Source organism: Williamsia muralis (genome assembly GCF_051487485.1).
Lineage (GTDB): Bacteria > Actinomycetota > Actinomycetes > Mycobacteriales > Mycobacteriaceae > Williamsia > Williamsia muralis_B.
In genome coordinates, this window is the sequence record NZ_JAHVCV010000003.1 from 369,566 (window position 1) to 396,397 (window position 26,832).

At 66.8% G+C, this 26,832-nt stretch carries 21 protein-coding genes; 18 read left to right on the forward strand and 3 right to left on the reverse strand.

The genetic code is table 11. From position 1 onward, the window contains the following. Positions 1-46 precede the first annotated feature (46 nt). Positions 47-2,410, forward strand: coding sequence for a RelA/SpoT family protein (locus KXR83_RS10135; RefSeq protein ID WP_062797972.1), 2,364 nt, complete (start codon positions 47-49; stop codon positions 2,408-2,410). A gap of 42 nt (positions 2,411-2,452) precedes the next feature. Here KXR83_RS10135 and KXR83_RS10140 read toward each other — a convergent pair whose 3' ends face one another. Beyond that, positions 2,453-3,403: a peptidylprolyl isomerase gene (locus tag KXR83_RS10140; RefSeq protein ID WP_437424726.1), complete on the reverse strand. Its 951-nt coding sequence runs from the start codon at positions 3,401-3,403 to the stop codon at positions 2,453-2,455. 200 nt (positions 3,404-3,603) lie between these two features. Here KXR83_RS10140 and KXR83_RS10145 point away from each other — a divergent pair, with 200 nt between their 5' ends. From KXR83_RS10145 to KXR83_RS10155, 3 genes are read left to right on the forward strand one after another with little or no spacing between them, the layout of a single operon-like run. Then, a complete protein-coding gene (locus KXR83_RS10145) occupies positions 3,604-4,329 on the forward strand; it encodes an MBL fold metallo-hydrolase (RefSeq protein WP_437424727.1) in 726 nt (241 codons plus the stop codon). Continuing rightward, positions 4,326-5,600, forward strand: coding sequence for a histidine--tRNA ligase (gene hisS / locus KXR83_RS10150; RefSeq protein WP_437424728.1), 1,275 nt, complete (start codon positions 4,326-4,328; stop codon positions 5,598-5,600). The genes KXR83_RS10145 and hisS overlap by 4 nt, the downstream gene beginning before the upstream one ends. Beyond that, the gene (locus KXR83_RS10155; RefSeq protein ID WP_437424729.1) at positions 5,597-5,776 is read left to right on the forward strand and encodes a hypothetical protein; all 180 of its coding nucleotides are present in this window, start codon (positions 5,597-5,599) and stop codon (positions 5,774-5,776) included. Before hisS ends, KXR83_RS10155 begins: the two co-directional genes overlap by 4 nt. A gap of 66 nt (positions 5,777-5,842) precedes the next feature. Here KXR83_RS10155 and KXR83_RS10160 read toward each other — a convergent pair whose 3' ends face one another. Then, positions 5,843-7,504 (reverse strand): DUF885 domain-containing protein, encoded by a 1,662-nt coding sequence (locus tag KXR83_RS10160; RefSeq protein WP_437424730.1) that lies wholly within the window; start codon positions 7,502-7,504, stop codon positions 5,843-5,845. Next, positions 7,474-8,337 (reverse strand): KPN_02809 family neutral zinc metallopeptidase, encoded by an 864-nt coding sequence (gene ypfJ, locus KXR83_RS10165; RefSeq protein ID WP_437424731.1) that lies wholly within the window; start codon positions 8,335-8,337, stop codon positions 7,474-7,476. The genes KXR83_RS10160 and ypfJ overlap by 31 nt, the downstream gene beginning before the upstream one ends. Before the next feature lie 116 nt (positions 8,338-8,453). Between ypfJ and aspS the strand changes: the two genes are divergently transcribed. From aspS to aroB, 14 genes are all read left to right on the forward strand, one after another. Then, on the forward strand, positions 8,454-10,262 hold the full coding sequence (gene aspS / locus KXR83_RS10170) for an aspartate--tRNA ligase (RefSeq protein WP_437424732.1): 1,809 nt from the start codon (positions 8,454-8,456) through the stop codon (positions 10,260-10,262). A 13-nt stretch (positions 10,263-10,275) separates the two neighbouring features. Continuing rightward, entirely contained in the window at positions 10,276-11,238 is a 963-nt protein-coding gene (locus KXR83_RS10175) for a DUF389 domain-containing protein (protein WP_437424733.1), read from the forward strand. 96 nt (positions 11,239-11,334) lie between these two features. Further along, on the forward strand, positions 11,335-14,094 hold the full coding sequence (locus tag KXR83_RS10180; RefSeq protein WP_437424734.1) for a circularly permuted type 2 ATP-grasp protein: 2,760 nt from the start codon (positions 11,335-11,337) through the stop codon (positions 14,092-14,094). Between the two features lie 80 nt (positions 14,095-14,174). Beyond that, positions 14,175-15,032, forward strand: a complete 858-nt coding sequence (locus KXR83_RS10185; protein ID WP_437424735.1) for a transglutaminase family protein — start codon at positions 14,175-14,177, stop codon at positions 15,030-15,032. A gap of 53 nt (positions 15,033-15,085) precedes the next feature. After that, on the forward strand, positions 15,086-16,237 hold the full coding sequence (locus KXR83_RS10190) for a hypothetical protein (RefSeq protein ID WP_437424736.1): 1,152 nt from the start codon (positions 15,086-15,088) through the stop codon (positions 16,235-16,237). Between the two features lie 37 nt (positions 16,238-16,274). Next, the gene (locus KXR83_RS10195) at positions 16,275-17,675 is read left to right on the forward strand and encodes a replication-associated recombination protein A (protein ID WP_437424737.1); all 1,401 of its coding nucleotides are present in this window, start codon (positions 16,275-16,277) and stop codon (positions 17,673-17,675) included. Between the two features lie 86 nt (positions 17,676-17,761). Then, positions 17,762-20,428: an alanine--tRNA ligase gene (gene alaS, locus KXR83_RS10200; protein ID WP_437424738.1), complete on the forward strand. Its 2,667-nt coding sequence runs from the start codon at positions 17,762-17,764 to the stop codon at positions 20,426-20,428. After that, positions 20,425-20,901: a Holliday junction resolvase RuvX gene (ruvX, locus tag KXR83_RS10205; protein ID WP_023959491.1), complete on the forward strand. Its 477-nt coding sequence runs from the start codon at positions 20,425-20,427 to the stop codon at positions 20,899-20,901. Before alaS ends, ruvX begins: the two co-directional genes overlap by 4 nt. Next, on the forward strand, positions 20,898-22,658 hold the full coding sequence (gene mltG / locus KXR83_RS10210) for an endolytic transglycosylase MltG (RefSeq protein ID WP_437424739.1): 1,761 nt from the start codon (positions 20,898-20,900) through the stop codon (positions 22,656-22,658). The genes ruvX and mltG overlap by 4 nt, the downstream gene beginning before the upstream one ends. Then, entirely contained in the window at positions 22,651-23,466 is an 816-nt protein-coding gene (locus tag KXR83_RS10215) for a shikimate dehydrogenase (RefSeq protein WP_437424740.1), read from the forward strand. Before mltG ends, KXR83_RS10215 begins: the two co-directional genes overlap by 8 nt. Before the next feature lie 87 nt (positions 23,467-23,553). Further along, positions 23,554-23,937, forward strand: a complete 384-nt coding sequence (locus KXR83_RS10220; RefSeq protein WP_437424944.1) for a prepilin peptidase — start codon at positions 23,554-23,556, stop codon at positions 23,935-23,937. An 18-nt stretch (positions 23,938-23,955) separates the two neighbouring features. Next, on the forward strand, positions 23,956-25,164 hold the full coding sequence (gene aroC / locus KXR83_RS10225; RefSeq protein WP_062797994.1) for a chorismate synthase: 1,209 nt from the start codon (positions 23,956-23,958) through the stop codon (positions 25,162-25,164). A 32-nt stretch (positions 25,165-25,196) separates the two neighbouring features. Continuing rightward, a complete protein-coding gene (locus tag KXR83_RS10230) occupies positions 25,197-25,682 on the forward strand; it encodes a shikimate kinase (protein WP_437424945.1) in 486 nt (161 codons plus the stop codon). Continuing rightward, entirely contained in the window at positions 25,679-26,794 is a 1,116-nt protein-coding gene (aroB, locus tag KXR83_RS10235; protein WP_437424741.1) for a 3-dehydroquinate synthase, read from the forward strand. Before KXR83_RS10230 ends, aroB begins: the two co-directional genes overlap by 4 nt. Positions 26,795-26,832: the final 38 nt, after the last annotated feature.

The window sequence follows — 26,832 nt, forward strand, 5'->3', positions numbered from 1 at the left end:
GATCTGACTGGTAGTTTTCGATCCTTCACATCACAGGAGGTGACCGATGGCCGAAGAGACGCCTGGTGCTCTGACGCAGGCCCCGACCGGCGACAGCGTTGCCCCGGTGGCACCCCCGGCTGCGGACGTCGCCCCGGTCAAAGGGTCGAACGGCGCTGTCTCGACATCGGCCTCCCGCCGTGTCAGGGCTCGCCTGGCCCGGCGGATGACCGCGACCAAGAGTTCGATCCGGCCGGTGCTCGAGCCCCTTGTCGCTCTTCACCGCGACGGCTACCCCAAAGCAGACGTCACCGTTCTCCAACGCGCCTATGACACCGCGGAGGCCAAGCACAGCGGGCAGTTCCGCAAGTCCGGCGACCCGTACATCACGCACCCGCTCGCGGTGGCCACCATTCTCGCCGACCTCGGCATGGACACCACCACGCTGGTGGCGGCGTTGCTGCACGACACCGTCGAGGACACGGGGTACTCCCTGGAACAGCTGTCCGAGGACTTCGGGCAAGAAGTCGCCCACCTCGTCGACGGCGTGACCAAGCTCGACAAGGTCGCTCTCGGCAACGCGGCCGAGGCCGAGACCATTCGCAAGATGATCATCGCGATGGCCCGTGATCCACGGGTCCTGGTGATCAAGGTCGCCGACCGCCTGCACAACATGCGCACCATGCGCTTCCTGCCACCGGAAAAGCAGGCGCGCAAAGCTCGCGAGACCCTGGAAGTCATTGCCCCACTTGCGCATCGACTGGGCATGGCAACCGTCAAATGGGAACTCGAAGATCTCGCCTTCGCCATCCTGCATCCCAAGCGTTACGAGGAGATCGTCCGTCTCGTCGCCGACCGGGCCCCCTCCAGAGACACCTACCTCGCCAGGGTTCGCGCGGACATCATCAACGCGCTCACGGGATCTCGCATCACGGCGACCGTCGAGGGTCGGCCCAAGCACTACTGGTCGATCTATCAGAAGATGATCGTCAAGGGACGCGAGTTCGACGACATCCATGACCTCGTGGGCATGCGCATCCTGTGCGACGACCTGCGGGACTGCTATGCCGCTGTGGGCGTGGTGCATTCACTCTGGCAACCGATGGCCGGCCGGTTCAAGGACTACATCGCCCAGCCTCGTTTCGGGGTGTACCAGTCGCTGCACACCACCGTGATCGGTCCCGAGGGCAAGCCCCTCGAGGTTCAGATCCGCACCCGCGACATGCACCGCACGGCGGAGTTCGGGATAGCGGCCCACTGGCGATACAAGGAGACGAAGGGCAAGCACAGTTCCGACTCCGCCGAGATCGACGACATGGCGTGGATGCGGCAGTTGCTCGATTGGCAAAGAGAGGCTGCCGATCCCGGCGAGTTCCTCGAATCGCTGCGGTACGACCTCGCAGTCAAGGAGATCTTCGTCTTCACACCCAAGGGCGACGTGATCACCCTTCCCACGGGATCGACGCCGGTGGACTTCGCCTACGCGGTCCACACCGAGGTCGGCCACCGCTGTATCGGGGCGCGGGTCAACGGTCGGCTCGTCGCGCTCGAACGCACACTCGAGAACGGTGAAGTCGTTGAGGTCTTCACCTCGAAGGCCGCCACCGCGGGGCCGTCGCGGGACTGGCAGTCGTTCGTGGTCAGTCCGCGCGCGAAGGCGAAGATCCGGCAGTGGTTTGCCAAAGAACGCCGAGAGGAAGCTCTCGAGTCCGGCAAGGATGCCATCGCCAAAGAGGTTCGGCGAGGCGGACTCCCGATTCAGAGGCTGCTGAACAGTGATTCCATGGGCGCGATTGCCCATGAGCTCCGTTTCACGGATGTGTCGGCGCTCTACGCCGCTGTCGGTGAGGGGCATGTCTCCGCACGCCACGTGGTCAGTCGTCTGGTGGCGCAGCTCGGTGGGCTCGAAGACGCCGAAGAAGAGCTGGCCGAGCGGTCCACCCCGTCGACCATGCCTTCCCCGGCGCGCCAGACGGGCGATGCCGGTGTGGTGGTCCCCGGCGCGGACGGCGTCCTGGCCAAGCTGGCGAAGTGCTGCACACCCGTTCCGGGCGACGAGATCATGGGATTCGTGACCCGTGGTGGGGGAGTCAGCGTGCATCGCACCGATTGCACCAACGCCGGAGCACTGCGCGAGCAGTCCGAACGGATCATCGAGGTCAAATGGGCGCCGTCACCGTCGTCGGTGTTCTTGGTCGCCATCCAAGTCGAGGCCCTCGACCGGTCGCGTCTGCTGTCGGACGTCACCCGCGTCCTCGCAGACGAGCGGGTGAACATCTTGTCGGCGTCGGTGACCACATCACGTGATCGCGTGGCCATCAGCAAGTTCACCTTCGAGATGGGTGACCCGAAGCATCTCGGCCACGTCCTCAACGTGGTCCGCAACGTCGAAGGTGTCTACGACGTGTACCGGGTCACCTCGGCCGCATAGTCGACCCTGCCGCTCATCGGGTCGAGACGGCCGAGGTGGCTCTCAGCTGCCGATCGTGGCGGTGGTGATGTCCACCGGGAGAACGGGTTTGCCGTCTGACGGGTTCTCATCGAGCGACCCGGTGGACTGGTTCGGGCGCAAGCCGGGCGTGATGCCGCCGGCAAGCACTTTGTCCAGCACCTGCAGGCCGGGCTCTTCGACCTTGCCGATCACCGTGTAATCGGCAGGCAGTACGCCGTCCTGGATCACCATGAAGAACTGACTTCCGCCGGTTCCCGCTCCGGTTTCCTGGTTGGTGCCGCTGTTGGCCACCGCGATGGTGCCGCGGGGATACGTCACCGGTTGCGCTCCGGTGGTCGGGTCGGCCTCGCCGGCCGGCGCGAAGCCCGTCGGCAATTCGTCAGGACTCTGCCAACCGGGCCCACCGCGACCGGTGGCGGTGGGGTCTCCGCACTGGAGCACCTTGAGTTGATCGCTGGTCAGCCGGTGGCAGGAGGTGTCGTTGAAATAGTTCTCTTTGATGAGGCTCTCGAACGCGCCGACGTTGCAGGGGGCGTCCTTTCGGTTCAGTTGAACCGGGATTGCGCCCTGGCTGGTGTCGAAGACGACGTCGACCGTGCCTTCTTTGAGTTGCTTGTCGCCGGGCATGGGCGCTTTACGCTGTTTGGCGGCACCGGCTTTGAGCTCACCGAGGAACTGCTGGAACTTGGGCTGCTGGTCAGCCGGAACCTCTGCCGGCACGGTGTCCGGTAGGCCTTCGAACGGGTCGGCGGTGTCCTCGACGTAGCTGCACGCGGTCCAGCGGGCCTTCTCGTTGTCGTCAGCGACCTTTTTCACGATGAGCGTGGTCGCCACCGCGGCGACCGCCACGACCAGCACCACGGACGTCGACACGATGATGATCTTGCGCTTGCGCGCGGCCTGCTGCTGCCGCTCCAACCGCCGCTCCAGCTTGCGTTTCGCCGCCTGCCGTCGTTGCTCGTTGCTCGACACCGCAGAGATCCTCCGTATAAATCGTCCGTCTCGCTGCACCCCGGGCGCGGGGCATCCGGTGCGAGTCTGCCAGCAAATGCTGAGAGCACGTTATATGGGTGCGACGTTGGCGCGCCGACTTCGGCACGTGGCCGGGGCGATCACGTTTTGCCGTGCTGGGATGATGAAAGAACACCTTCCCCGACCCAGGAGTGCAGACCATGCTGATCACGGGCTTCCCCGCGGGCGTGTTCGCCACCAACTGCTATGTGGTGGCGCCCGCTCCCGGTAGCGAGGCGATCATCATCGACCCAGGTCAGGACTCCGCTCCGGGAGTGCGCACACTACTGGCCGAGCATTCACTGACCCCGGTGGCAGTGCTGCTGACCCATGGGCACCTCGATCACACCTGGAACGCCACCGAGTTGTGCGACGAATACGCCATCCCGGCATTCATCCATCCGGCGGACAGACACATGCTCGCCGACCCGGCGGCCGGAATCGGACGGGCACTCGGAGCGATGATCGGCGACACCGTATTTCGGGAGCCGGAGAAGGTGATCGATCTCGCCGATCGCGAAGACCTGGACGTCGCGGGGTTGTCCTTCTCGGTGGACCTCGCGCCGGGTCACACGCAGGGTTCGGTGCTGTTCGGTGTCGACGTGGACACCCCGGAGGGGACTGTTCCGGTCTGCTTCGCGGGCGACGTTCTGTTCGCCGGTTCCATCGGCCGCACGGACCTGCCCGGCGGAGACCACCAACAACTGCTCGATTCCATCGCCGACCGGATGCTGGGGCTGCCGGATGAGACGTTGGTACTGCCAGGGCACGGCGAGCAGACGACCATCGGCCGCGAACGTGCCGGCAATCCATTTTTGGCCGATCTGTCCCACCCCGGGCAGGATGGACCGGCCACCAACCGATCGAAGGGACGTCACGGACTGTGAATGCCGGATTCCAGGCGCCGCGGGGCGTACCAGACTACGTTCCGCCGTCATCGGCCCAGTTCGTCGCCGTCCGTGACGCATTGACCAGGGCGGCACGACTGGCCGGATACTCACACATCGAGCTGCCGATCTTCGAGGACACCGCGTTGTTCGCGCGGGGCGTCGGAGAATCCACCGACGTCGTCTCGAAAGAGATGTACACGTTCGCCGATCGTGGCGACCGGTCGGTGACGCTGCGTCCGGAAGGAACCGCGGGCGTGATGCGGGCGGTGATCCAGCACGGCCTCGATCGGGGCCAACTCCCGGTCAAGCTGTTCTACGCAGGTCCGTTCTTCCGTTACGAGAAGCCGCAGACAGGCCGGTACCGCCAGTTGCAGCAGGTGGGTGTCGAGGCGATCGGGATCGATGACCCGGCACTCGACGCGGAGGTCATCGCCATCGCAGACGAGGGCTTTCGCGCATTGGGACTCAAGGGCTTTCGCCTCGAGATCACCTCGCTCGGTGATGACACCTGCCGGCCTCAGTATCGGGAAGCCTTGCAGCAGTTCCTCTTCGGACTCGATCTGGACGAAGAGACGCGGCGCCGAGCGGAGATCAACCCGTTGCGAGTGCTCGACGACAAGAGGCCGCACATCCGTGAGGCGACGGCCGGTGCCCCTCTGATGATCGATTACCTGTCGGACTCGGCTCGGGAACACTTCGATGCGGTGATCGGGCACCTGGACCGGCTCGGCGTGGCGTATGAGAAGAACCCGAGGCTGGTCCGCGGCCTGGACTACTACACGAAGACCACCTTCGAGTTCGTTCACGACGGGCTCGGCGCGCAGTCGGGCATCGGTGGCGGTGGTCGCTACGACGGCTTGATGAAGCAGTTGGGCGGCAAACAGGAGCTGTCCGGTATTGGTTACGGGCTGGGCGTGGACCGCACCGTTCTGGCGTTGGAGGCCGAAGGGATCGCTGCGGCAACGGACGCACGGTGCGAGGTGTTCGGGGTGCCACTCGGTGACACTGCCAAAGACGCCCTCGTCGAGGTGGCCGGTCGCCTTCGGGCGGCCGGGGTCAGGGTCGACATCGCCTACGGCGGTCGCGGGCTCAAGGGAGCGATGAAGGCGGCGGACCGATCGGGCGCGCGGTTCGCACTGGTTCTCGGCGAGAACGAGCTGGCTTCCGGGGAGGTCGAGCTCAAGGACCTGAGCAACGGGAACCAGCAGCGTCTGGCGCTCGATGATGTTGTGCAGCAACTGACTTCGCAGCTGGCCGCAGGCCGATGAGCCGCCGGGGCCGGCTCTGGTGCGCGGCCGGGCTGACCGCACTGGTTATGACCGGGTCGGTCGCCTGCACCTTCACGGTGAGCGGAGACCCCGAACCGGCACCGTTCACCGGACGCACATGGGGGAGTCAGGCCCACACCCCGAGTCTGCCGGTCGCCGAGAACCCGCCCGAGTAATCCGCCGAGCGGGCAGTCCGCGCGGCGGAAAGGCTCGGTCGGTGGTGACTGGCGCCTGATCGGTGGTCAGGTGAGTTCGGACCGCAGGACATCCAGACTGACCCCGCCGAGCGCCAGCGCCTTGCGGTGGAAGTCCTTGAGTGACCCGCCGGGGTTGAGGTGCAAGTAGTTGTCGCGGGCCTGCTGCCACACCCGTTGCCCCAGCGCGTACGACGGCGCCTGGCCGGGCCAGCCGAGGTAACGGTCCAATTCGAAGCGGAGGACGGTGCGGTCCATCGCGACGGCCGAGGTGAGGAACGTCCACGCCTTGTCGGCATCCCAAGTCCCTCCACCCACCGACTCCGGTGCGGTGAGACCGCAGTGCACCCCGATGTCCACGACAACGCGGGCGGCGCGCAGACGCTGCGAGTCGAGCATCCCCATCCGGTCACCCGGATCCTCGAGCCAGCCGAGTTCCCCCATCAGTCGTTCTGCGTAGAGGGCCCAGCCCTCACCATGACCGGAGGTGAACGACGCCAATTTGCGCCACCGGTTGAGGTCGGGACTGACCATCGCCGAACCGAGCTGTAGGTGATGTCCTGGGACGCCCTCGTGGAAGACGGTGGTGGTCTCCTGCCACGTGTGAAAGACCTTCTGCTGCGGTGGAACCGACCACCACATGCGCCCCGGCCTGCTGAGGTCTTCGCTTGGCGTCGTGTAGTAGATGATCCCGGTGGCCGCCGGTGCCAGCCGACATTCGAGTGCGGTGAGATCGGCAGGGATGTCGAAGTGTTCGCGGCCGACCTCGGCGGTGGCCCGGTCCGACAGCTCCTGCATCCAGGCGACAAACGCGTCCCGATCGGTCATCTGGTACCGCGGATCGGCGTTGAGGGCCTCGAGTGCACCGTTCACACCCGCTCCCGGCGCGATCACCTCGGCCAGCGTCTGTTGTTCGGCCACAATGGAATCGAGCAGATCCACGCCCCATGCGTACGCGTCGTCGACGTCGATGTCGGCACCGACGAACTCCGCCGAGTGCAGGCGGTAGCGATCACGGCCCACGCCATCGGCGTCGGTGGTGCCGGGCAGCACGTCGTCGCGTAGGACGGCCGCCAGCCGTGTCATCGCTGCACCCACGCGTCCGCGCAGGTCGTCGAGCAGATCGACGCGGTCTGTGGACTCGATCGCCGTCGCATTGCTGAAGATCGACGAGGTGGCGCTATCGGCTTGAGCCGCAACCAATTCGACCTGGCGTCTGGTCAGGGCGGGGCCGGACGACAGGCGGGCCCGGATCCCTTCGATGATGGTCTCCACGCAGGTCGGGACCTGATCCAGCCGGGCCAAGAACACATCCTGGTCGGCAGGGGAATCGGTGGCCATCAGGTCGAAGACGTCGCGGACCGCCTGCAACGGCGATTCGATGACGTTGACCTCACCGGTTCGCAATCCGGCGTCGTCGACGGCCAACGACCGGTTCAACTGGTCGGTCATGGTCGCCACGGTTACCCGGTCGACATCGTCGGTGAGTGCCTCGGCCGCGAGTGCCGCGATGGTGTCGCGCTTGGCGATGGCCCGCTCTTCCTCACCGGCAGGCGAGAAGTCGGTGAGCCGGTGATCGTGGCCGACGACACCGAGATGCGTGGCCTCGATGGGGTTGAGTGCACACGACCGTTCCAGGAATCCCTCCGCGATCCGGTCGATCCCCGTGGCCTCCCGGGTCACAGGCTGCTCGCCGCGAAGGTGTCGCATGCCGCTGCATCGCCGCGGTTGTATCCCACGTTGAACCATCGCACCCGCTGGTCCGATGAACCGTGTGTCCACCCTTCCGGATTCGAACTGTCGCCCGAGATGGCGTCATCGCCGATGGCCTTCGCCGTCTGGATCACGTCGGAGATCTGCTGTTGGGTGAGCGGCGCGAGCATCGCGTCCGGACCCTTGTCTGCGTTGAACGCCCAAACGCCGGCCAGGCAGTCGGCCTGCAGCTCGATCCGCACCGATCCCGACGTCGGGCCGGCGGCCCCCATGCGCTGACCCTTCTCCAGGGCCCCGGTGAGGTACTCGATGTGGTGGCCGTACTCATGGGCGACCACGTATTCCTGCGCCAGCGGGCCGTCGCCGCCGCCGAGCTGATCGCTCAGCACGTCGAAGAAGGTCGGATCGAAATAGGCGGTCTGATCACCCGGGCAGTAGAAAGGCCCGACGTCGGAGGTGGCCGGGCCGCAGGCGGTGTCGACGCTGCCGGAGAAGATCTTCGTCTGCGGCGGTTCGTATCCCGGCATGATGTCGCTCCACACGCGGTCCAGACTGTTGGTGGTCGCGACGATTCGGCACACGGTGTCGACGTTGGCCTTCTCGATGGTGCAGCTCTGGATGTGCTCGTCGATCGCCGACTGCTGCGAGGAGGTACTCGAACCGGTCTCGTCACCACCGAGGCCGATCGCGTTCGGATCGATCCCGAGCAGAGCGGCCACGACGATGACGATCAGTCCCGCCCCGCCACCGAGGGCCAGCCGGCCACGACCTCCGCCGCCGCCGCCGGAGACGTTGCCTGTGTCGAGTGGACCGCCACCTTGGAAAGTCATTCGCCAAGCATGGCACGAGCAGGTGCGTTCTCTCTCGAATGCGGCGCCCGTAGGATGTTGCACGATACAAAACCCTTCAGCCACCGAAGTGTTTGACCGCAATCGAGAGGAACACTGTGCTCCGCACCCATTTCGCCGGATCGTTACGGGCCGAGAACGCCGGACAGACCGTGACGTTGACCGGTTGGGTGGCGCGACGCCGCGACCATGGCGGGGTCATCTTCATCGATCTGCGCGACAGCTCCGGGCTCGCACAGGTGGTTTTCCGTGACGAGGCGGTGGCCACGCCGGCGCACCGGCTCCGCGCAGAGTATTGCGTGCAGGTCACCGGACTCGTCGAGCAGCGACCCGAGGGCAGTGAGAACCCGAACCTGGAGTCGGGTGCGATCGAGATCAATGCCACCGAACTCGTTGTGCTCAACGAGTCCGCGCCCCTGCCGTTCCAACTCGACGAGAGCCCCGGCGAGGAAGCGCGTCTGAAGTACCGGTATCTCGATCTCCGCCGCGAAGGCCCGGGTGCGGCCCTGCGGCTCCGTTCGAAGGTCAACAACGCCGCGCGCACCGTCCTGCTCGATCAGGACTTCGTGGAGATCGAGACCCCGACGCTGACCCGATCCACACCCGAAGGCGCCCGCGACTTCCTGGTGCCGGCACGGTTACAACCCGGCACCTTCTATGCGCTGCCCCAGAGTCCCCAGCTCTTCAAGCAGCTGCTGATGGTCGCCGGGATGGAGCGGTACTTCCAGATCGCCCGCTGCTACCGCGACGAGGACTTCCGCGCCGACCGCCAGCCCGAGTTCACCCAGCTCGACGTCGAGATGAGCTTCGTCGAGCAGGACGACGTGATCGCCGTCGCAGAACAGATCCTCGTCGCGCTGTGGAAGCTGATCGGCTATGACCTCCCGACGCCGATTCCGCGGATCACCTACGCCGAGGCGATGCGCCGGTTCGGCAGCGACAAACCGGACCTGCGATTCGGACTCGAGCTGGTGGAGTGCACCGACTACTTCAAGGACACTCCGTTCCGGGTGTTCCAGGCTCCCTACGTGGGTGCGGTTGTCATGCCGGGTGGGGCAAGCCAGCCACGGCGACAGCTCGACGCCTGGCAGGAGTGGGCGAAGCAGCGCGGCGCCAAGGGGTTGGCGTATGTGCTTGTCCAAGAGGACGGTTCGCTCGGTGGGCCGGTGGCCAAGAACTTGTCCGAGGACGAGCGGGCCGGTCTGGTGGCCCACGTCGGCGCGACCCCCGGCGACTGTGTGTTCTTCGCCGCCGGGCCCGCCAAGGCACAGCGCGCCCTGCTCGGTGCAGCCCGCGGCGAGATCGCCCAACGTCTCGGCCTGATCAAGGACGGCGACTGGGCGTTCACGTGGGTGGTGGACGCGCCACTGTTCGAGCCGGCCGACGATGCCACCGCCAGCGGTGACGTGGCCGTCGGCTCGGGCGCGTGGACCGCTGTGCACCACGCCTTCACCTCTCCGAAGCCCGAATCGCTGGGGGTGCTCGAATCCGACCCCGGATCCGCCTTGGCGTACGCCTACGACATCGTCTGCAACGGCAACGAGATCGGTGGCGGATCGATTCGTATCCACCGGCGCGAGGTCCAGGAACTCGTCTTCAAGATCATGGGCATCGGCACCGAGGAAGCGCAGGAGAAGTTCGGATTCCTGCTGGACGCCTTCGCATACGGAGCTCCGCCCCACGGCGGCATCGCTTTCGGATGGGACCGGATCACGGCACTGCTCGCCGGGCAACCGTCGATCCGCGACGTCATCGCGTTCCCGAAGTCCGGGGGTGGGATCGATCCGCTCACCGACGCGCCCGCCGCGATCACGCCGGCCCAACGCAAGGAGTCGGGAATCGACGCGAAACCACCGGCGCCCAAGGACAAACAGGCCGTGAAGTCGCCGGCACCCGCCGAGTCCTGAACGCTGCCGGCCTGTGCTCCACATCAGGATCATCAGCCCGCAGGAGCGATCTGATGCCGTGGTGGAGACGTTGCGTGACTACGTCGGGGTCGCTCACGTGGTCCGGATTCCAGGGGTCGCAGTGGAGCCGGCCGGGGACCTGATCGAAGCCGACGTCACCCGTGAGGCCGCGAACGAACTGCTCAAAGAGCTCAGGGCACTGGAGCTTCGGACCGAAGGTGCCATCACCGTCGAACTGCTCGACATGGTGCTGTCCGAGGCCGCCGATCGGGCTGAGCACGACGCCCCGGGAGATCCCGAAGACGCGGTGGTGTGGGACGAACTACTCGAGCGCACCAACGAGGATTCGACGCTGAGCGGTACGTTCCTGGCTTTCCTGTGCCTGGCCTGTCTGCTCGCGGCTGTCGGGGTGGTGACCGATTCCCCCGTCACGGTTGTCGGTGGGATGGTCGTCGGGCCCGAGTTCGGTCCACTCGGCGCCATCGCCGTGGCGATCGTGCGCCGCCGATACGCCCTGGCCCGGCGATCCGTGGTGGCTTTGGCGGTGGGGTTTCCGCTCGCCATGGTGGTGACCGGGCTCGGTGCGCTGGCCGCCCAGAGTCTCGGCTGGATGACGATGCGCGACGTGACCACAGCCGACCAGCTCGACTTCATCTATCAGGTCGGACCGTTCTCGCTGGTGGTCGCACTGCTCGCGGGCGCGGCAGGCATGTTGTCGCTGGTGTCCTCGAAGTCCGCGGCGCTGGTCGGCGTCTTCATCTCGGTCACGACGGTGCCCGCCGCCGGGTATGCGGCGGTCGCCGCCACCCTGGGGCAGTGGCGGGTCGCCGCCGAATCCACCGCGCAGCTGGTGATCAACCTGATCGGGATCGTGGTTGCCGGGGTCGCGGTGCTCCTCATCCATCGGGCCCACAGCCGACGGCGCGGGAAGTCGGCCCTCGTCCGCAAGTCCGCGCGCAGCGGTGACACGCAGTAGCGGGGCCACTCGTCGCCCACGATCGCGGTCCGCGGCCGCGACCGGCCCGGGCGTACCGATGATCCCTGACCAGTTGCGCACACGTACAGTTCTGCGGTGACATCGCCCAAGGTCGAACCCACCGGAGTCCTGGACCGATATCGGTCTGACCGGTTCGGATTGTTCGATCTCGCTCGTATCCCCGGGGCTTCGTCTCCAGGCCCGTACGACGAGCTGCTTGATGCCTCGGGGGCCGTTCGCAGGCAGTGGGAACCGCTCGTCGACGGCTATTCGCGTCTCGGCCGATCCGGGCTGGACCGGGCCGAACGACGCGTACGCACACTGGTCGACGACGACGGCATCACCTACAACGCCCCGGATGGTGATTCCACCCGGCGGCGGCGCTGGGAGCTGGATCCTGTGCCGCTGCTCGTCGATGGCGCGCAGTGGGCCGAACTCGACCGAAAAATCGCCCAGCGATCCAGGGTTCTCGACGCCCTGCTCGCCGACATCTATTCGGGCCAACAGGTGATCACGGACGGGGTCGTGCCGCCGGAGATGGTTTATGGCCACCCGGGGTACATCCGCAAGGCTGCGGGATTCCCGCAGGCCGGGCCGCACTCGTTGTTCTTGCACGCCTGCGACGTCGGGCGCGGCCCGGGTGGGGCGCACACCGTGTATGCCGACCGCGCCGGTGCCCCCTCTGGCGTCGGATACGCCCTCGCCGATCGACGACTGATGTCGCGGGCGTTCCCGCGGTTGTTCCAGCGATGCGTACCCCGGCCTCTGACAGCGTTCTCGGCAACCCTTCGCCTGTCGCTGTTCGAGTACGCGCCGCAGGGGACCGAGGACCCGACGGTGGCGGTGCTGACACCGGGCTCGTTGTCCGAGACCGCATTCGACCAGGCCTACCTGGCTTCTGCACTGGGCTTCCCCCTTGTGGAAGCAGCCGACCTCGTCGTTCGCGGTGGCAGTGTGTACATGCGTTCGCTGGGCAAATTCAAACGGCTCGACGTGATCCTTCGGCGCGTCGACGCGGCCTATTGCGATCCGCTCGATCTGCGCACCGATTCGCGGCTCGGGGTTCCCGGGCTCGTGGAGGCCGTGTCGCGCGGGACGGTCTCGGTGGTGAACCACCTGGGCGCGGGGGTCCTCGAGAACCCGGCGTTGCATACCGTTTTGCACGCTGTCAGCCGACACCTGCTCGACGAGGACCTGCTTCTCGATTCTGTCGAGACATATTGGGCGGGAACCGATCTCGACCGCGCCAAGATCCTCGCCGACGTGGCCTACCTGCAGATCTCCAATTTCCGCACCGGAGAAGAGATCTCGGGGCCAGGTCTGACCTCCGCAGCGCGCGATGAACTGATCGCCCGGATCGAAGCCGAGCCGTGGCCGTGGGCGGGGCGTCGGCTCGAAGACTATTCGGTGGCCCCGTCAGCCACCCCGGCCGCTACGCACTCCGGATCCGGCGGGGCGGGCCTGCGTCCGGCGCCGGTGGGCCTACGCGTGTTCAGCGTCGCCCAGGGGGCGGGTTATGCCGTGATGCCAGGCGGCCTGGGCCACGTGCTCGCCGATGGAACTGCCGGAGCCTCCTGGGATTCGGTTGCGGGAAAAGACGTCTGGGTCACCACCACCGAGCCGGCGGGGCCCACGGCCCGTGTTCCCGAGTCGTCCGACCACCACGACCGAGTGGCAACGGTCATGACGGCGGACGGCGACCAGGTGGACCGCCGATCAACTCGCGCCCACCGACCGGTGACCGACAGCGCCGTCGTGAGCTCTCCGAGGGTGCTGTCGGATCTGTTCTGGTTCGGCCGATATGGAGAACGAGCAGAACTGACCACCCGAATGGTCAAGGTGGCCAGGGAACGTTACGAGGACTATCGCTACCGGCCGTGGATGTCGGGGACGGCGTCCATTCCGTTGTTCCTGTCCGCGATCGCAGCGGCCACCGGCAGCGAGGCCGCCCTCGAGGACACAGCGGGTATCGCCGACTTCGACAGCAGCCGCCCGCCCGAGCCCGACGAGGTGATGGCGGCCACGGCACGTATGCACTCGATGACCAGCTCGCGCAGGGCATCGGGTTCGGTGGCCTTTGCCGTCGAACGGCTGCAGCAACTCGCGCGCGCGGTGCGGGATCAGATGTCCACCAGCACATGGATGGTGCTCGGAGCGGTCGACAGAGCGATCGCCGAACTGGGTAGTCCGCCGGCCATCTTGTCTGGTTCGGGCGCCGAGACGAACGAGGAACTGGACGTCGACGGGTCCGAACTCGGCCGTGCGCACGAGGAAATTCTGCACGGGCTCCTGGCGCTGGCCGGGCTGCAGGCCGAATCGATGGTCCACGACGCGGGCTGGCTGTTCATGGACATCGGTCGGCGCATCGAACGAGCTCAGATGCTGGCCGCGCTCACGTCCGCTGTTCTGGTCCAGCAACACGACGCCGACACCGAACAGGGTCTGCTCGAGGCATACCTCGTTGCCAACGAGTCCGCGATCATCTACCGCCGCCGCAACCGCGGCATCGTCAGGCTGGGCCCGGTCGCGGGTCTGCTGCTCTTCGACGAGGGCAACCCCAGGGCGATGATCTACCAATTGGACACTCTGCGTGCCGATCTGACGGCGTTGCCCACCGACGTACGGTCCGCCGCTGCCGAGCGGCTGGTCGAAGACCTCGTCGCCGAGTTGCGCAGAGTCGACCCCGCGGATCTCGCCGCGATCGGTGCCGGTGGTCGTCGAGTCGAACTCGCCGAACTGATGAGCACTCTCGGCGCCGGATTGCGTGAGATATCCGACGTCCTCGGCCGGACGCGCTTTGCGTACCCCGTCGAGATGCAGCCGCTCTGGGGCGCCGGATCGGAGGACCAACTGTGAACCGTCCGGGCGATTTCGAGCCACCGGCGCCGGCGGGGGAGAGCTCTGCGAGTGCCTCGCCGAGTCGACGGTACGCAGTCTTGCACCGCACCCGTTACGACTACGACGACGTGGTCACCAGTTCTTACGGGCGAGGACACCTGCAACCCCGTGACATGCCCGGGCAGCGGGTGCTCTCGAGCGAGGTCGAGATCGACCCCGAACCCGCCGACCGGTCCACCGGTGTCGACACATATGGCAATCACGACTGCTATTTCCATGTCCGGACCCCACATCGGCGGCTCGAGGTCACCGGGCGTTCGATAGTCGAGGTGGATCCGATCGACGACGATGTGCTGGAATCGCCTGCCGCGCAGGCCCCCTGGGAATCAGCCCGCCCGACCGGGATGGCCGGCGGCAGGGCAGCGGAGTTCCGCCTCGACCTCGACCCTCCCGAGATCACGCCTGCGGTGAGGGATTATGCGTCGGCGATCTTCACCCCGGGCAGACCACTCCTTGAAGCCGTGACCACCCTCACCACGCGTATTTTTCAGGACTTCACCTACCGTTCGGGGTCCACGGCCATCTCCACCCGTGTCGGCACGGTCATGGAGCGCCGCGAAGGCGTGTGCCAGGACTTCGCACGGGTCGCGATCGCATGCCTGCGGTCCCAGGGTCTGGCTGCCCGGTATGTGTCGGGTTACCTCGCCACCGACCCGCCACCAGGAAAAGAACGGATCTTCGGTGCCGATGCCTCACACGCATGGGCCGCGGTCTGGCTGCCCGGGGACTCGTGGATCGCATTCGACCCCACCAACGACAAACTGGTCGACGAACGTCACGTCACCGTGGCCTGGGGCAGGGACTACGACGACGTGCCGCCCCTGCGCGGGGTCATCTACACCGAATCGCGCAAGAGCAGGATCGAGGTCTCTGTCGATGTGTCGCCACAAATCTGACATGTCTCGTCGGGTGGGCCCGGGTAAGGCCACCATTGGGTAAGTTGGAGGCGATGACTGTTCTTGCCGATAGCCAGATCACCGGCGCGGTGCAGGCAGCCGAGCGTATTCTCGCAGCTCGGGCCGGCTCCGCGGTGTCCTTAGCCGATCCTGAGGACCTCGGTGGCAGCGGTCGTACCGAGGTGGTGCGGGTCCGGGTCGCCCAGAATCCGTTCTCCGGCGACCGCACCTTGGTGATCAAGGTCCTCGGCGACGGTGATGACGCCGAGTCCAGCGAAGCATTCATTCGCGAGGTTGCATCGTACAAATACGCGACCGCGCTGCCCCTCGAGTCGCGCCCGGGTCCTCAACTGATCGCATTCGACCTCTCCGCTCGTGTTCTGGTGTTGAGCGACCTCGGAGATGGACGATCCATGACCGAGCTGCTGGGCAGTGACGACCGCGCCGCCACCAGCAACGCTGTGAGCGCATGGGGTCAGGCTCTCGGCCGAATGCACGCTGCCACCGTGGGCGGCGAAGGCGACTTTGCCGCGCTGCTCCGCCAAGGCGCGGCCGGGATCGCCGTTGACGCCCTCCGAGCGCAGTTCGAGGCGGCGGTCAGCGCCGCGCCGCGGGTGATCGCAGACACTTTCGGACTGACCGTGGACCCTGAAGTGCTGGATGCCCTGGGCAAAGCCCGAGCGTTGTTCGGCGAAGGTGAACACCGCGCATTCAGCCCCTCTGACGTCGGTCCCGAGAACATCCTCATCAACGATGAGGGCGTCCAGTTCATGGACTACGAATGGGGCGGTTTCCGCGACGCCTCGCTCGACATCGCCTATGCGCTGGTGACGTTCCGGCCGTGGCTCGCCGCCGACAACGCCACGCGCATAGTCGAACTCGAGACCGCAATGCTGGACGCATGGCGCTCGGAAGTCCAGGGCATCTGGCCCAGCCTGGCGTCCGACCGCGAGCTGGCCCGCAAGGCCGTGCTCGCCCGGCTGGCGTGGGTATGGCTCTCCACCGTCTGGATGTTGCCCGCCGAAGACACCGACGTCGGTGCTTCCGACGAGCCGCACGGGCTCGCGATCAGCACATCCGACCCGCGGGTGATCGTCGACCGCTGGGCCGGTCTCGCTGACGCCGCTCGCCGGGCGGATGCACCGAACCTTGCCGAGTTCGCCGACACGGTCGGTCAGGCGCTGGACTCGTCCTGGCTGCACTGACGGGGCCGTACGAGATGACCGATATCCGGCCTTTCCCATGACCGACGAACAGGGTGGGCTCTTCGCCGCACCCGAGGCACCACCCGACACGATCACCAAGGGTCTGCCCGGCGCCTCCGCGGGGTCACCCTTGGCCGTGCGGATGCGACCACAGACACTGGAAGAGATTGTCGGACAGGAACATCTGCTGGAGAGCGGATCTCCGTTGCGCCGGCTGATCGATGGTTCGGGGGCCGCATCGGTACTGCTGTTCGGCCCACCCGGTACCGGCAAGACGACGATGGCCTCGCTGATCTCCACCGCAGCAGGCGGACGGTTCGAAGCACTGTCGGCCCTGTCGTCGGGGGTCAAGGAAGTCCGCGCGGTGATCGATGCTGCGCGCCGCCGCCTGATCGCGGGCACTCAGACCGTGCTCTTCATCGACGAGGTTCATCGCTTCTCCAAGACGCAGCAGGACGCCTTGCTCGATGCGGTGGAGAACCGAATCGTGCTGCTCGTTGCGGCCACCACCGAGAATCCGTCGTTCTCCGTGGTGGCACCGTTGCTGTCGCGCTCCCTTGTGTTGCAACTGCGGTCCCTGGAAGGGCCGGACATCCGGAAGTTGCTACAACGGGCGGCATCGGACCCTCGCGGTTACGACGGGGCGGTCACGATCGACGACGACGCCCTCGACCACCTGGAGAAGATCTCGGCGGGCGACGCGCGTCGCGGCCTCACGGCACTGGAGGCGGCTGCCGATGCGGCACTTGCCGATTCGATGGCCGACGGCGGTACCTCCCGTGCACCGACAAAGGTCACCCTCGCGCATGTCGAGTCAGCAGTCGATCGTGCTGCCGTTCGATACGACCGTGATGGCGACCAGCACTACGACGTGATCAGCGCGTTCATCAAATCGATCCGCGGCTCGGATGTGGATGCCGCACTGCACTACCTGGCCCGCATGATCACGGCAGGCGAGGACCCGCGGTTCATCGCCCGCAGGTTGGTCGTGCACGCCAGCGAGGACATCGGGATGGCCGACCCGACGGCGCTGCAGACAGCGACCGCTGCGGCGCAGGCGGTTCAACTCATCGGTATGCCCGAGGCACGGCTCGCGTTGGCGCAGGCGACGATTCACCTGGCGACGGCCCCCAAATCCGCAGGTGTGGTGGCGGCCATCGGCGCAGCGATCGCCGATGTCGAGGGCGGCCGGGCCGGCGCGGTGCCAGCGCACCTGCGTGACGGGCACTATGCCGGCGCGGCGAAACTCGGCAATGCCGTGGGTTACCGCTACCCCCACGACGCACCCGGCGGCGTCGTCGGGCAGCAATACCCGCCGGACGAGCTGGTCGGCGTCGACTACTACGAGCCCACCGACCACGGCTACGAGCGCGAGATCGGGCCACGTCTCGGACGGCTCCGCAACATCATTCGCGGCCGCGGCCGCTCCAACACCTGATTACAGGGCCGACACCGGTAGTGTGAACACGGCCGTTTACCGGCGACACGCCGAGCGGCACGCCCCGATGAGTAAGGACTGAACCAGTGCAGACGCATGAGATCAGGAAGCGCTTCCTGGATCACTTCATCAAGGCCGGGCACACCGAGGTACCCAGCGCGTCACTGATCCTCGACGACCCCAACCTGCTGTTCGTCAATGCCGGCATGGTGCCGTTCAAGCCTTACTTCCTCGGCGAGCAGAACCCGCCGTACACCCGGGCCACCAGCATTCAGAAGTGCGTCCGCACACTCGACATCGAAGAGGTGGGCATCACCACCCGCCACAACACCTTCTTCCAGATGGCGGGCAACTTCTCGTTCGGCGACTACTTCAAGCGCGAGGCCATCACGTTCGCGTGGACGTTGCTCACCAACCCGGTGGCCGACGGCGGTTTCGGGATCGACCCGGTCCGGCTCTGGCCGACGGTGTACCTCGACGACGACGAGGCCGAAGCTATCTGGCGCGACGAGATCGGCGTACCCGCCGAGCGCATCCAGCGCCGGGGGATGAAAGACAACTACTGGTCGATGGGTGTTCCGGGGCCCTGCGGACCATGTTCGGAGATCTTCTATGACCGCGGACCCGCCTACGGAGTCGAAGGTGGCCCCGAAGCCGACGAGGACCGCTACATCGAGATCTGGAACCTGGTCTTCATGCAGAACCAGCGTGGACCTGGTGGCGGCAAGGACGGCTACGAGATCCTCGGGCCACTGCCGAAGCAGAACATCGACACCGGCATGGGCATCGAGCGCGTCGCCTGCCTGCTGCAAGGGGTGGAGAACGTTTACGAGACCGATTTGCTCGCCCCCGTCATCGGGATCGCGCAGCAACTGACCGGCCGCACCTACGGCGCAGGCAACCACGAGGACGATGTCCGGTTCCGGGTGATCGCCGACCACGCGCGCACCGCGGTGATGCTCATCGCCGACGGCATCACACCCGGTAACGACGGCCGCGGGTACGTGCTGCGCCGCCTTCTCCGTCGCATCGTTCGATCTGCCCGCCTCCTGGGTGCCGGCGGCGCCACGGTCGAAAAGTTCACCGAGGCAGTCATCGACACGATGTCGACGTCGTATCCCGAACTGGCCGAACAGCGTTCGCGCATCGTGTCCCTGGCCGTCGGGGAGGAGGATGCGTTCCTCAAGACCCTGACCGCCGGCTCGAAATTGTTCGACGACGCCGCGGCGACGACCAAGGCGTCGGGCGCCACCCGGATCAGCGGACGAGATGCATTCGCGCTGCACGACACCTACGGATTCCCGATCGACCTCACCTTGGAGATGGCCGCCGAAGCCGGACTGTCGGTGGACGAACAGGGCTTCACCGAACTGATGGCCGAACAGCGTCAGCGCGCCAAAGCCGATGCCACGGCACGTAAATCCGGCCATGCCGACCTCAGTGTCTATCGGGAGTTCCTGGACCGCGGACCCACCGTCTTCACCGGTTTTGATGAATTGGTCTCTGAGGCAACGGTGTTGGGACTCGTGTCCGACGGAGGCAAGGTTCGCAGTGCTTCGGCCGGGCAAGAGGTCGAGGTCATTCTCGACCGCAGCCCCCTCTACGCCGAATCCGGTGGCCAGATCGCCGACATCGGCAGCATCACGACGTCGTCCGGACTCCGGATCAAGGTCAAGGACGTCCAGAAGCTCGGTAAGACGGTGTGGCTGCACCGGGCGGTGGTCGAGGAAGGCGAGGTCGCCGAAGGCGATGTGGTGCTCGCCCAGGTGGACACCGCCTGGCGTCACGGTGCCACCCAGGGTCATTCCGGAACCCACCTCGTGCACGCAGCGCTCCGGCAGGTCCTGGGGCCCACCGCAACTCAGGCCGGTTCCCTGAACCGACCGGGTTATCTCCGTTTCGACTTCAGTGCACAGGGCCCGGTCACCGAGGCCCAGCGCGGGGAGATCGAGGAGATCACCAACGCTGCCGTCGAGGCCAATTACCCGGTGAACACCTTCGAGACCAACCTGCCCGAGGCCAAGGCGATGGGCGCCATGGCACTCTTCGGCGAGAACTACGGCGACGTTGTGCGAGTGGTGGAGATCGGCGGGCCGTTCTCGATGGAACTGTGCGGCGGTACCCACGTCGATGCGTCAGCTCAGGTCGGTCCGGTCACGTTGCTGGGGGAGTCCTCGGTGGGGTCGGGGGTGCGGCGGATCGAGGCCTATGTCGGTCTTGATTCCTACCGCTACCTCGCCAAGGAGCGGGCGTTGCTGGCCGGTCTGGCCTCGAGCCTCAAGGTGCCGTCGGATCAGGTCCCGGCCAGGGTCGAGACGTTGGTCAACAAACTGCGCGACGCGGAGAAACAGATCGAGAAGATGCGCGCCGACGCCGCGAAGGCCTCGGTGGGCTCACTCATCGACGACGCAGTCCGGGTCGGTGACGTGCTGGTGGTCTCCGGCAAACTCGACGGGATGAACGCCGGTGACCTGCGCACGCTCGCCGGTGACCTGCGCGGTCGTGTCGGTTCGGACACCGCCGTTGTCGCCCTCTTCTCGGTGTCGGACGACAAGGTCCCGTTCGCGATCGCCACCACGGCGGCAGCCCGTGACGCCGGTATCAAGGCCGGCGACCTGGTGAAGGATCTGGCGCCGCTGGTCTCGGGTCGCGGCGGCGGAAAGCCGGATCTCGCCCAGGGGTCGGGTACCGACGCCGCCGGCATCGATGCCGCGTTGTCTCGGCTGCGCGACCTGGTCGGCGCGAATCGATGACGCTCACGCCGCGGGGGCGGCGCGTGGCCATCGACGTCGGGAGTGTCCGGATCGGGGTTGCGTCGTGCGATCCCGATGGCATCCTCGCGACTCCGGTGGAGACCGTGGCGCGAACTGCCGGCGGCGACGGGGACCTCCGTCGGCTGGAAGAGATCATCGCCGAGTACGAGGCGGTCGCGGTCATCGTCGGGCTACCGAAAACCCTGCGTGACGAGCACGGCCACGCAGCGAAACTGGCGACCGAGTTCGGAAACGCGCTGGCAGACCGGATCTCACCCATCCCGGTGCTCTACAGCGACGAACGCCTCTCGACGGTCACCGCGCAGCAAGCCCTTCGCAGCTCGGGTGTGCGGGCGAAGGCACAGAAATCGGTTGTCGACCAGGCGGCCGCCACAGCGATCTTGCAGGGATGGTTGGATTTACAGGCGAACCGTCAAGACATGCAGGCGGGCCGTCAGGAAGGACGCGGGTGAGCGACGATCGATCCGATGAACGGGCCACCGGCCGCGGTCACGGCGACCGCCGGGAACAGCATCAGCCTCCCGGTCACCGTCGCAGCCGTTCGGCACAGGACTACGACCCGGAGCGGCTGAAATACTTCACCCGCGGCGCAGACGGTGGTGGCAATCGTTCTGGGCGTCACGGGCCGCGAACCATCCGACCGGGCGGTGCCGACGCGGCGCCCACCGGACAACAGTGGCCCGGCGGTGGACCATCGTCTGATCCGTCGTGGGCTCCGCCCGAGTCGACCCGTCCACCGATCCCGTCCACCGGGCCCCCGCCGGGCAGTGGGTCGCGGATGGACACGCCATTCGACGCTCCGCCACCGAACCCGGTTCCGCCCGATCCCCGTGGCTCTCGCCACCCACGTGCCTACGATCCCGTGGCACCACACGATGCGACCGGCCCATACGTCGACCCCGGCCGTGAAGATTTCGACAGGCGTCAACGCGGCGAACGCGACGGCGTGGCCGTTGCGGGCGTCGATCCGGCCTCTGCGCCGTCGCGACGACGCCCTGATCCCAGATCGGCACTGCCCACCCGGGACCGCTCGCCCAAACGCAGCGCGGCAGCCGAACGGCGCCGCAAACGCAAGAGGGTTGTCATCGCCGCAGCGGTGGCGTTCATGGTGCTTCTCGTCGGCGGAATCGGCTACGCCGGACTCCGGCTTGCCGGGCAGTTCGGCGGACCCGACAACTCCGACTTCTCGAACACCGCGGGCACGTCGGATGTGGTGGTGCAGATCCCGCCCGACTCGTCGCTCACCGCGTTCGGCGAGATCTTGAAGGAGAACAAGGTGGTGGCCAGTGTGGGCGCCTTCACCACCGCGGCCGACGGCAAGCCGATCTCGGCGGGCTTCTACAAGCTGCGCACCGAGATTCCCGCCAGCACAGCTGTTTCCATGCTCACCGACGACAACCGGGTGGGCCGGGTGGTGATTCCCGAGGGCCTGCAGCTCGACACCAAAGAAGGCATCGACGGCAAGACGACGCCGGGGGTCTTCGCTCGCGTCGCCGAAGCCACTTCGCTCACCCTGAACGGACAGGAGAGCGGGGTGACCGTCGAGGAATTGGCCCAGGCGGCAGCCACCGCAACACCTCAGGAACTGGGCGTCCCGTCGTGGGCGACCGACGCGGTCACCGCGCTGGCCGGCGACCACCGCAGGATCGAAGGGCTCATCGCGCCGACGCTGTGTGAAGCGATCGACCCGAATCTGAGCCCGGTGCAGATGCTCAACTACCTGATCTCGCGCAGCGCCTCTCTGTTCGCGCAGTGGGGCCTGCCGGAATCGGGCACCACGTCGAGCAACATGACCCCGTATCAGACGCTGGTCACCGCCTCGATCGTCGAACGCGAGGTCAACCGGGCCGACGACTACCCCAAGGTCGCTCGGGTCGTGGTGAATCGGCTCGACGACAATCAGGCACTGCAGATGGACTCCACGGTGAACTACACCTCGGCGATCCAGAACATCGACGTCGCCGGCGACGACTTCACCGCGGACACCAAGTGGAACACCTACCAGCAGAAGGGGCTGCCGCCCACACCGATCGGTGCGGTCGGTCAGCCGGCTCTCGAGGCGTCGCTGAACCCGCCGGTGGGCAATTGGCTCTACTTCGTGTCCATCGATCAGCAGGGCACAACGCTGTTCACCGACGATTTCGAGCAGCACAAGCGCAATCGGCAGCAGGCCTGCGACAACGGCGTGCTGCAGACGAACTGTGGTTAGTCGGGCCGCCGCGATCCTCGGGTCGCCGGTGAGTCATTCCCGTTCGCCCGACCTCCATCTGGCGGCGTACCGGGCGCTGGGCCTGACCGACTGGACGTACGAACGTATCGAGTGCACGGCCGAACAGCTACCCGGTCTGGTGGGCGGGCTCGACGATCGGTACGTCGGTCTGTCGGTGACCATGCCCGGTAAACGGGCCGCCTTGGACGTGGCGCGGACCCGGACCGAGCGGGCAGCGAAGGTCGGTTCGGCCAACACCCTGGTCAGGACCGATGATGGCTGGCGGGCCGATTGCACCGACATCGATGGGGCGGCGGCAGCGTTGACCGAACTCGGTGTCGGCGAGCTCGGCGGTGCGTCCGCCGTGGTCCTCGGCGCCGGCGGCACCGCTGCGCCCGTTCTCGCAGCACTCGCGGGAGTGCACGTGGGCCACGTGACGGTGGTTGCACGCAGTGCCGCGCGGGCTGCGGAAGCCACTGCCGTCGCAGATGCGTTCGGTCTGCGGACCGAGGTGATCGCTTTCGAACCCGGACCGGAACTGGCAAGGCGTTCGCGCGAGTGCGCGGTGCTGGTGAACACGGTCCCTGCGGCCGCCGCTGAGCCCCTCGTCGAAGCCGCTGCCGGCGCGCCCCGCCTCTTCGACGTGATCTACAGTCCGTGGCCCACCCCTCTGGCAACCGCTGTCGCCGAACATGGTGGCGCAGTTGTGGGTGGCCTGGTGATGCTGCTGAACCAGGCGTACGGCCAGGTCGAACAATTCACCGGCAGACCGGCACCCCGAGAGGCGATGGCCGCCGTCCTGGCCTGATCTGTCCACATAAGCGCAGCCATCCACAGGCCGCGCTGATCGGAGCCCTCGCGGTCGGTGGCACCGTCCATTGTTGGCGTTGTGCAGATGCTCATGCCCGTGCTGGCGATCTGGTTCGTGGCCTTGTCCGTGTCCGATGTCCGAACGCGCCGGCTGCCGAACGCACTGACGGTGCCCGCTGCAGTTGCCGCCCTCGTCGCGGTCACGATGCACCCCGCTGCCGCACCAGGTCTGGTCGTCGCCGTCGGCATCTACCTCGTGGCCTTCTCACTGCACGCCTGCGGAGGCGGAGACGTGAAGCTGGCCATCACCGTGGGCGCCCTGGCCGGCTCCGCCGCAGCCGTACTGGCCGTGATCGTCCTGGCCCACATCCTCACCGTGGTGCCTGCGGTGGTCACCGGAGATCGACGGCCGCAGCCACACGGCCCGGCGCTGTGCGCGGCCACCGCACTCGTCTGTGGGATCTGGTGAGGGCCTGGCGGGCGACGCGTGGAACAATTGACCACTGTGTTGCGCTGGAGTACTGCCGGAGAATCCCACGGGCCCGCACTGGTTGCCGTTCTGGAAGGAATGGTGGCCGGTGTCGAGGTGACGTCGTCCGAGATCGCCGACCAACTGGCTCGTCGCCGCCTCGGTTACGGACGTGGTGCGCGGATGAAGTTCGAGGCCGACAAGGTCACCATGATCGGCGGTGTGCGCCACGGCGTGACCATGGGTGGACCCGTCGCCATCGAGGTTGCCAACTCCGAGTGGCCCAAGTGGGAGTCGGTCATGTCTGCCGACCCGGTACCCGCCGAGGAACTCGAAGGGATCGCCCGCAACGAGCCGCTCACCCGCCCGCGTCCGGGCCATGCCGACTACGCGGGCATGCTCAAGTACGGCTTCGCCGACGCGCGGCCGGTGCTGGAACGGGCGAGTGCACGTGAGACAGCGGCCCGGGTCGCGATCGGCACGGTTGCCCGCAACTTCCTGCGTCAGGTGCTCGGCATCGAGGTGCTCTCGCACGTCATCTCCATCGGCGCCTCCGATCCGTACATCGGTGCAGCCCCCACCCACGCCGATCTCGCGCAGATCGACGCCAGTCCCGTGCGGGCCTACTCCACCGATGCCGAGGCAGCGATGATCGCCGAGATCGAGGCCGCCAAGCGGGACGGCGACACCCTGGGCGGCGTCGTCGAGGTGGTCGCCACCGGAGTCCCGATCGGCCTTGGCTCACACGTCAGCGGAGACCGCAGACTCGATTCCCGTCTGGCCGGCGCACTCATGGGCATCCAGGCCATCAAGGGTGTCGAGGTGGGTGACGGGTTCGAAACCGCCCGTCGCCGGGGGAGTGCGGCTCACGACGAGATGGTCCCCGGACCTCACGGTGCCGTCCGGTCGACCAACCGGGCCGGCGGCCTCGAGGGCGGCATGAGCAACGGCGAGTTCATCCGGGTGCGGGCGGCGATGAAGCCGATCTCGACGGTGCCTCGGGCGCTGTCCACCATGGATATGACCACCGGCGAGCAGGCCACCGCAATACACCAGCGGTCGGATGTGTGCGCGGTTCCCGCAGCAGGAGTGGTTGCCGAGTCGATGGTCGCCCTCGTCCTCGCCCAGGCTGCGCTGGAGAAGTTCGGTGGCGACTCGGCTCACGAGACCGCCGACAACCTGGCGGGCTACCTCAAACGCGTCGCCGCGCATCTACCGCAGCCGTGACGTCCGGGCCACGGGCCGTGCTGATCGGCTTCATGGGATCCGGCAAGACAACGGTCGGTCAGCAGCTGGCCCGCTTGCTCGGTGTCGACTGGATCGACAGTGACGGTGAGATCGAACGGCGAAGTGGCAGAACGATTCCCGAGATCTTTTCGGGCGATGGCGAGCCCGCGTTCCGGGCTCTGGAAGAAGACGTGGTGGCTGACCTGCTCGCTGGCGAGCGGGGTGTCGTGTCGCTGGGCGGGGGCGCCGTTCTCTCCGACTCGACTCGGCAACGGCTCGCCGGTCAGAACGTCATCTACCTCCATGTGACCGCGGCGCAGGGCTTCGCTCGTGTCTCGGGATCCAAGCGTCCACTGCTGCAGGCTCCTGACCCGGCCCAGGTCTATGCCGATCTGCTCGCCGAACGAGACCCCGTCTACCGAGACATCGCAACCATCGTCGTGGACGCACAGCCGCATCAACGGCTCGTGGCCGACGAGATCATCAGTCAACTCACCACGCAGGAAGCGAGACAATGAGCGCGGACTCCACACCGATCCGGGTACCGGTGAACAGCGAGAGCCCTTACGAGGTGATCATCGGAAAGGGCCTGCTCGGCGAACTCGTCGAGTCGGTCGCCGGTGCCGACTCGGTGGCCATCCTGTACCAGCCGACGCTCGCCGAGACCGCTGAAGTGATCCGGAAGACGTTGGCAGAAAACGATTTCGACGCGCACCGGGTCGAGATTCCCGATGCGGAGGACGGCAAGGACCTCTCCGTGGCCGCGTTCTGCTGGGAAGTGTTCGGCCGGATCGGCATGAAACGCAACGACGTCGTGGTCAGCCTCGGTGGTGGAGCGGCCACGGACCTCGCCGGTTTTGTCGCCGCCACCTGGATGCGGGGCATCCCGGTGGTGCATGTGCCCACCACGTTGCTGGCCATGGTCGACGCCGCTGTCGGCGGCAAGACCGGGATCAACACCGACGCCGGCAAGAACCTGGTCGGCTCCTTCCACGAACCGCGGGCGGTCCTGATCGACACGGCAACCCTGGAAACCGTGCCGCACAACGAGATCGTGGCCGGCATGGCAGAGGTGATCAAAACCGGGTTCATCGCCGACCCGGTGATCCTTGACCTGATCGAGGCAGATCCCCAGGCCGCGCTCGACCCCACGGGGCCGATCCTGACCGAGCTGATCGAGCGATCGGTGCGGGTCAAGGCAGAGGTGGTCGCGGCCGATCTGCGAGAGTCCGCGCTACGGGAGATCCTCAACTACGGTCACACGCTGGGACACGCCATCGAACGCCGGGAGCGGTACCGCTGGCGTCACGGTGCCGCGGTGTCGGTCGGACTCGTCTTCGCTGCGGAGCTCGGTCGACTGGCCGGACGACTCGACGACGCGACCGCGGACCGGCACAAGGCGGTGCTCGAAAGTGTGGGATTGCCGGTCGCCTATGACCCGGACGCGCTTCCCGATCTGCTCGAAGGCATGGCGGGGGACAAGAAGAACCGGTCCGGAATGCTGCGTTTCGTGGTGCTCGACGGCCTGGCGAAACCGGGCCGTCTGGAAGCGCCCGATCCCGCACTGCTCGCGGCCGCCTACTCGACCGTCGCCAAGGACGAACCGTCTGGCGGGGCGATCTTCATCTAGGCAACCGATCGACCGGCCGGCCATCGTGGCGGGCCGGT

Coding starts and splice junctions, on each gene's coding strand:
- KXR83_RS10190 (WP_437424736.1), top strand. CDS start 15,086: ATGACTGTTCTTGCCGATAGCCAGATCACCGGCGCGGTGCAGGCAGCC.
- KXR83_RS10195 (WP_437424737.1), top strand. CDS start 16,275: ATGACCGACGAACAGGGTGGGCTCTTCGCCGCACCCGAGGCACCACCC.
- KXR83_RS10155 (WP_437424729.1), top strand. CDS start 5,597: ATGAGCCGCCGGGGCCGGCTCTGGTGCGCGGCCGGGCTGACCGCACTG.
- KXR83_RS10220 (WP_437424944.1), top strand. CDS start 23,554: ATGCTCATGCCCGTGCTGGCGATCTGGTTCGTGGCCTTGTCCGTGTCC.
- ruvX (WP_023959491.1), top strand. CDS start 20,425: ATGACGCTCACGCCGCGGGGGCGGCGCGTGGCCATCGACGTCGGGAGT.
- KXR83_RS10145 (WP_437424727.1), top strand. CDS start 3,604: ATGCTGATCACGGGCTTCCCCGCGGGCGTGTTCGCCACCAACTGCTAT.
- KXR83_RS10230 (WP_437424945.1), top strand. CDS start 25,197: ATGGGATCCGGCAAGACAACGGTCGGTCAGCAGCTGGCCCGCTTGCTC.
- aroB (WP_437424741.1), top strand. CDS start 25,679: ATGAGCGCGGACTCCACACCGATCCGGGTACCGGTGAACAGCGAGAGC.
- KXR83_RS10160 (WP_437424730.1), bottom strand. CDS start 7,504: ATGCGACACCTTCGCGGCGAGCAGCCTGTGACCCGGGAGGCCACGGGG.
- ypfJ (WP_437424731.1), bottom strand. CDS start 8,337: ATGACTTTCCAAGGTGGCGGTCCACTCGACACAGGCAACGTCTCCGGC.
- KXR83_RS10135 (WP_062797972.1), top strand. CDS start 47: ATGGCCGAAGAGACGCCTGGTGCTCTGACGCAGGCCCCGACCGGCGAC.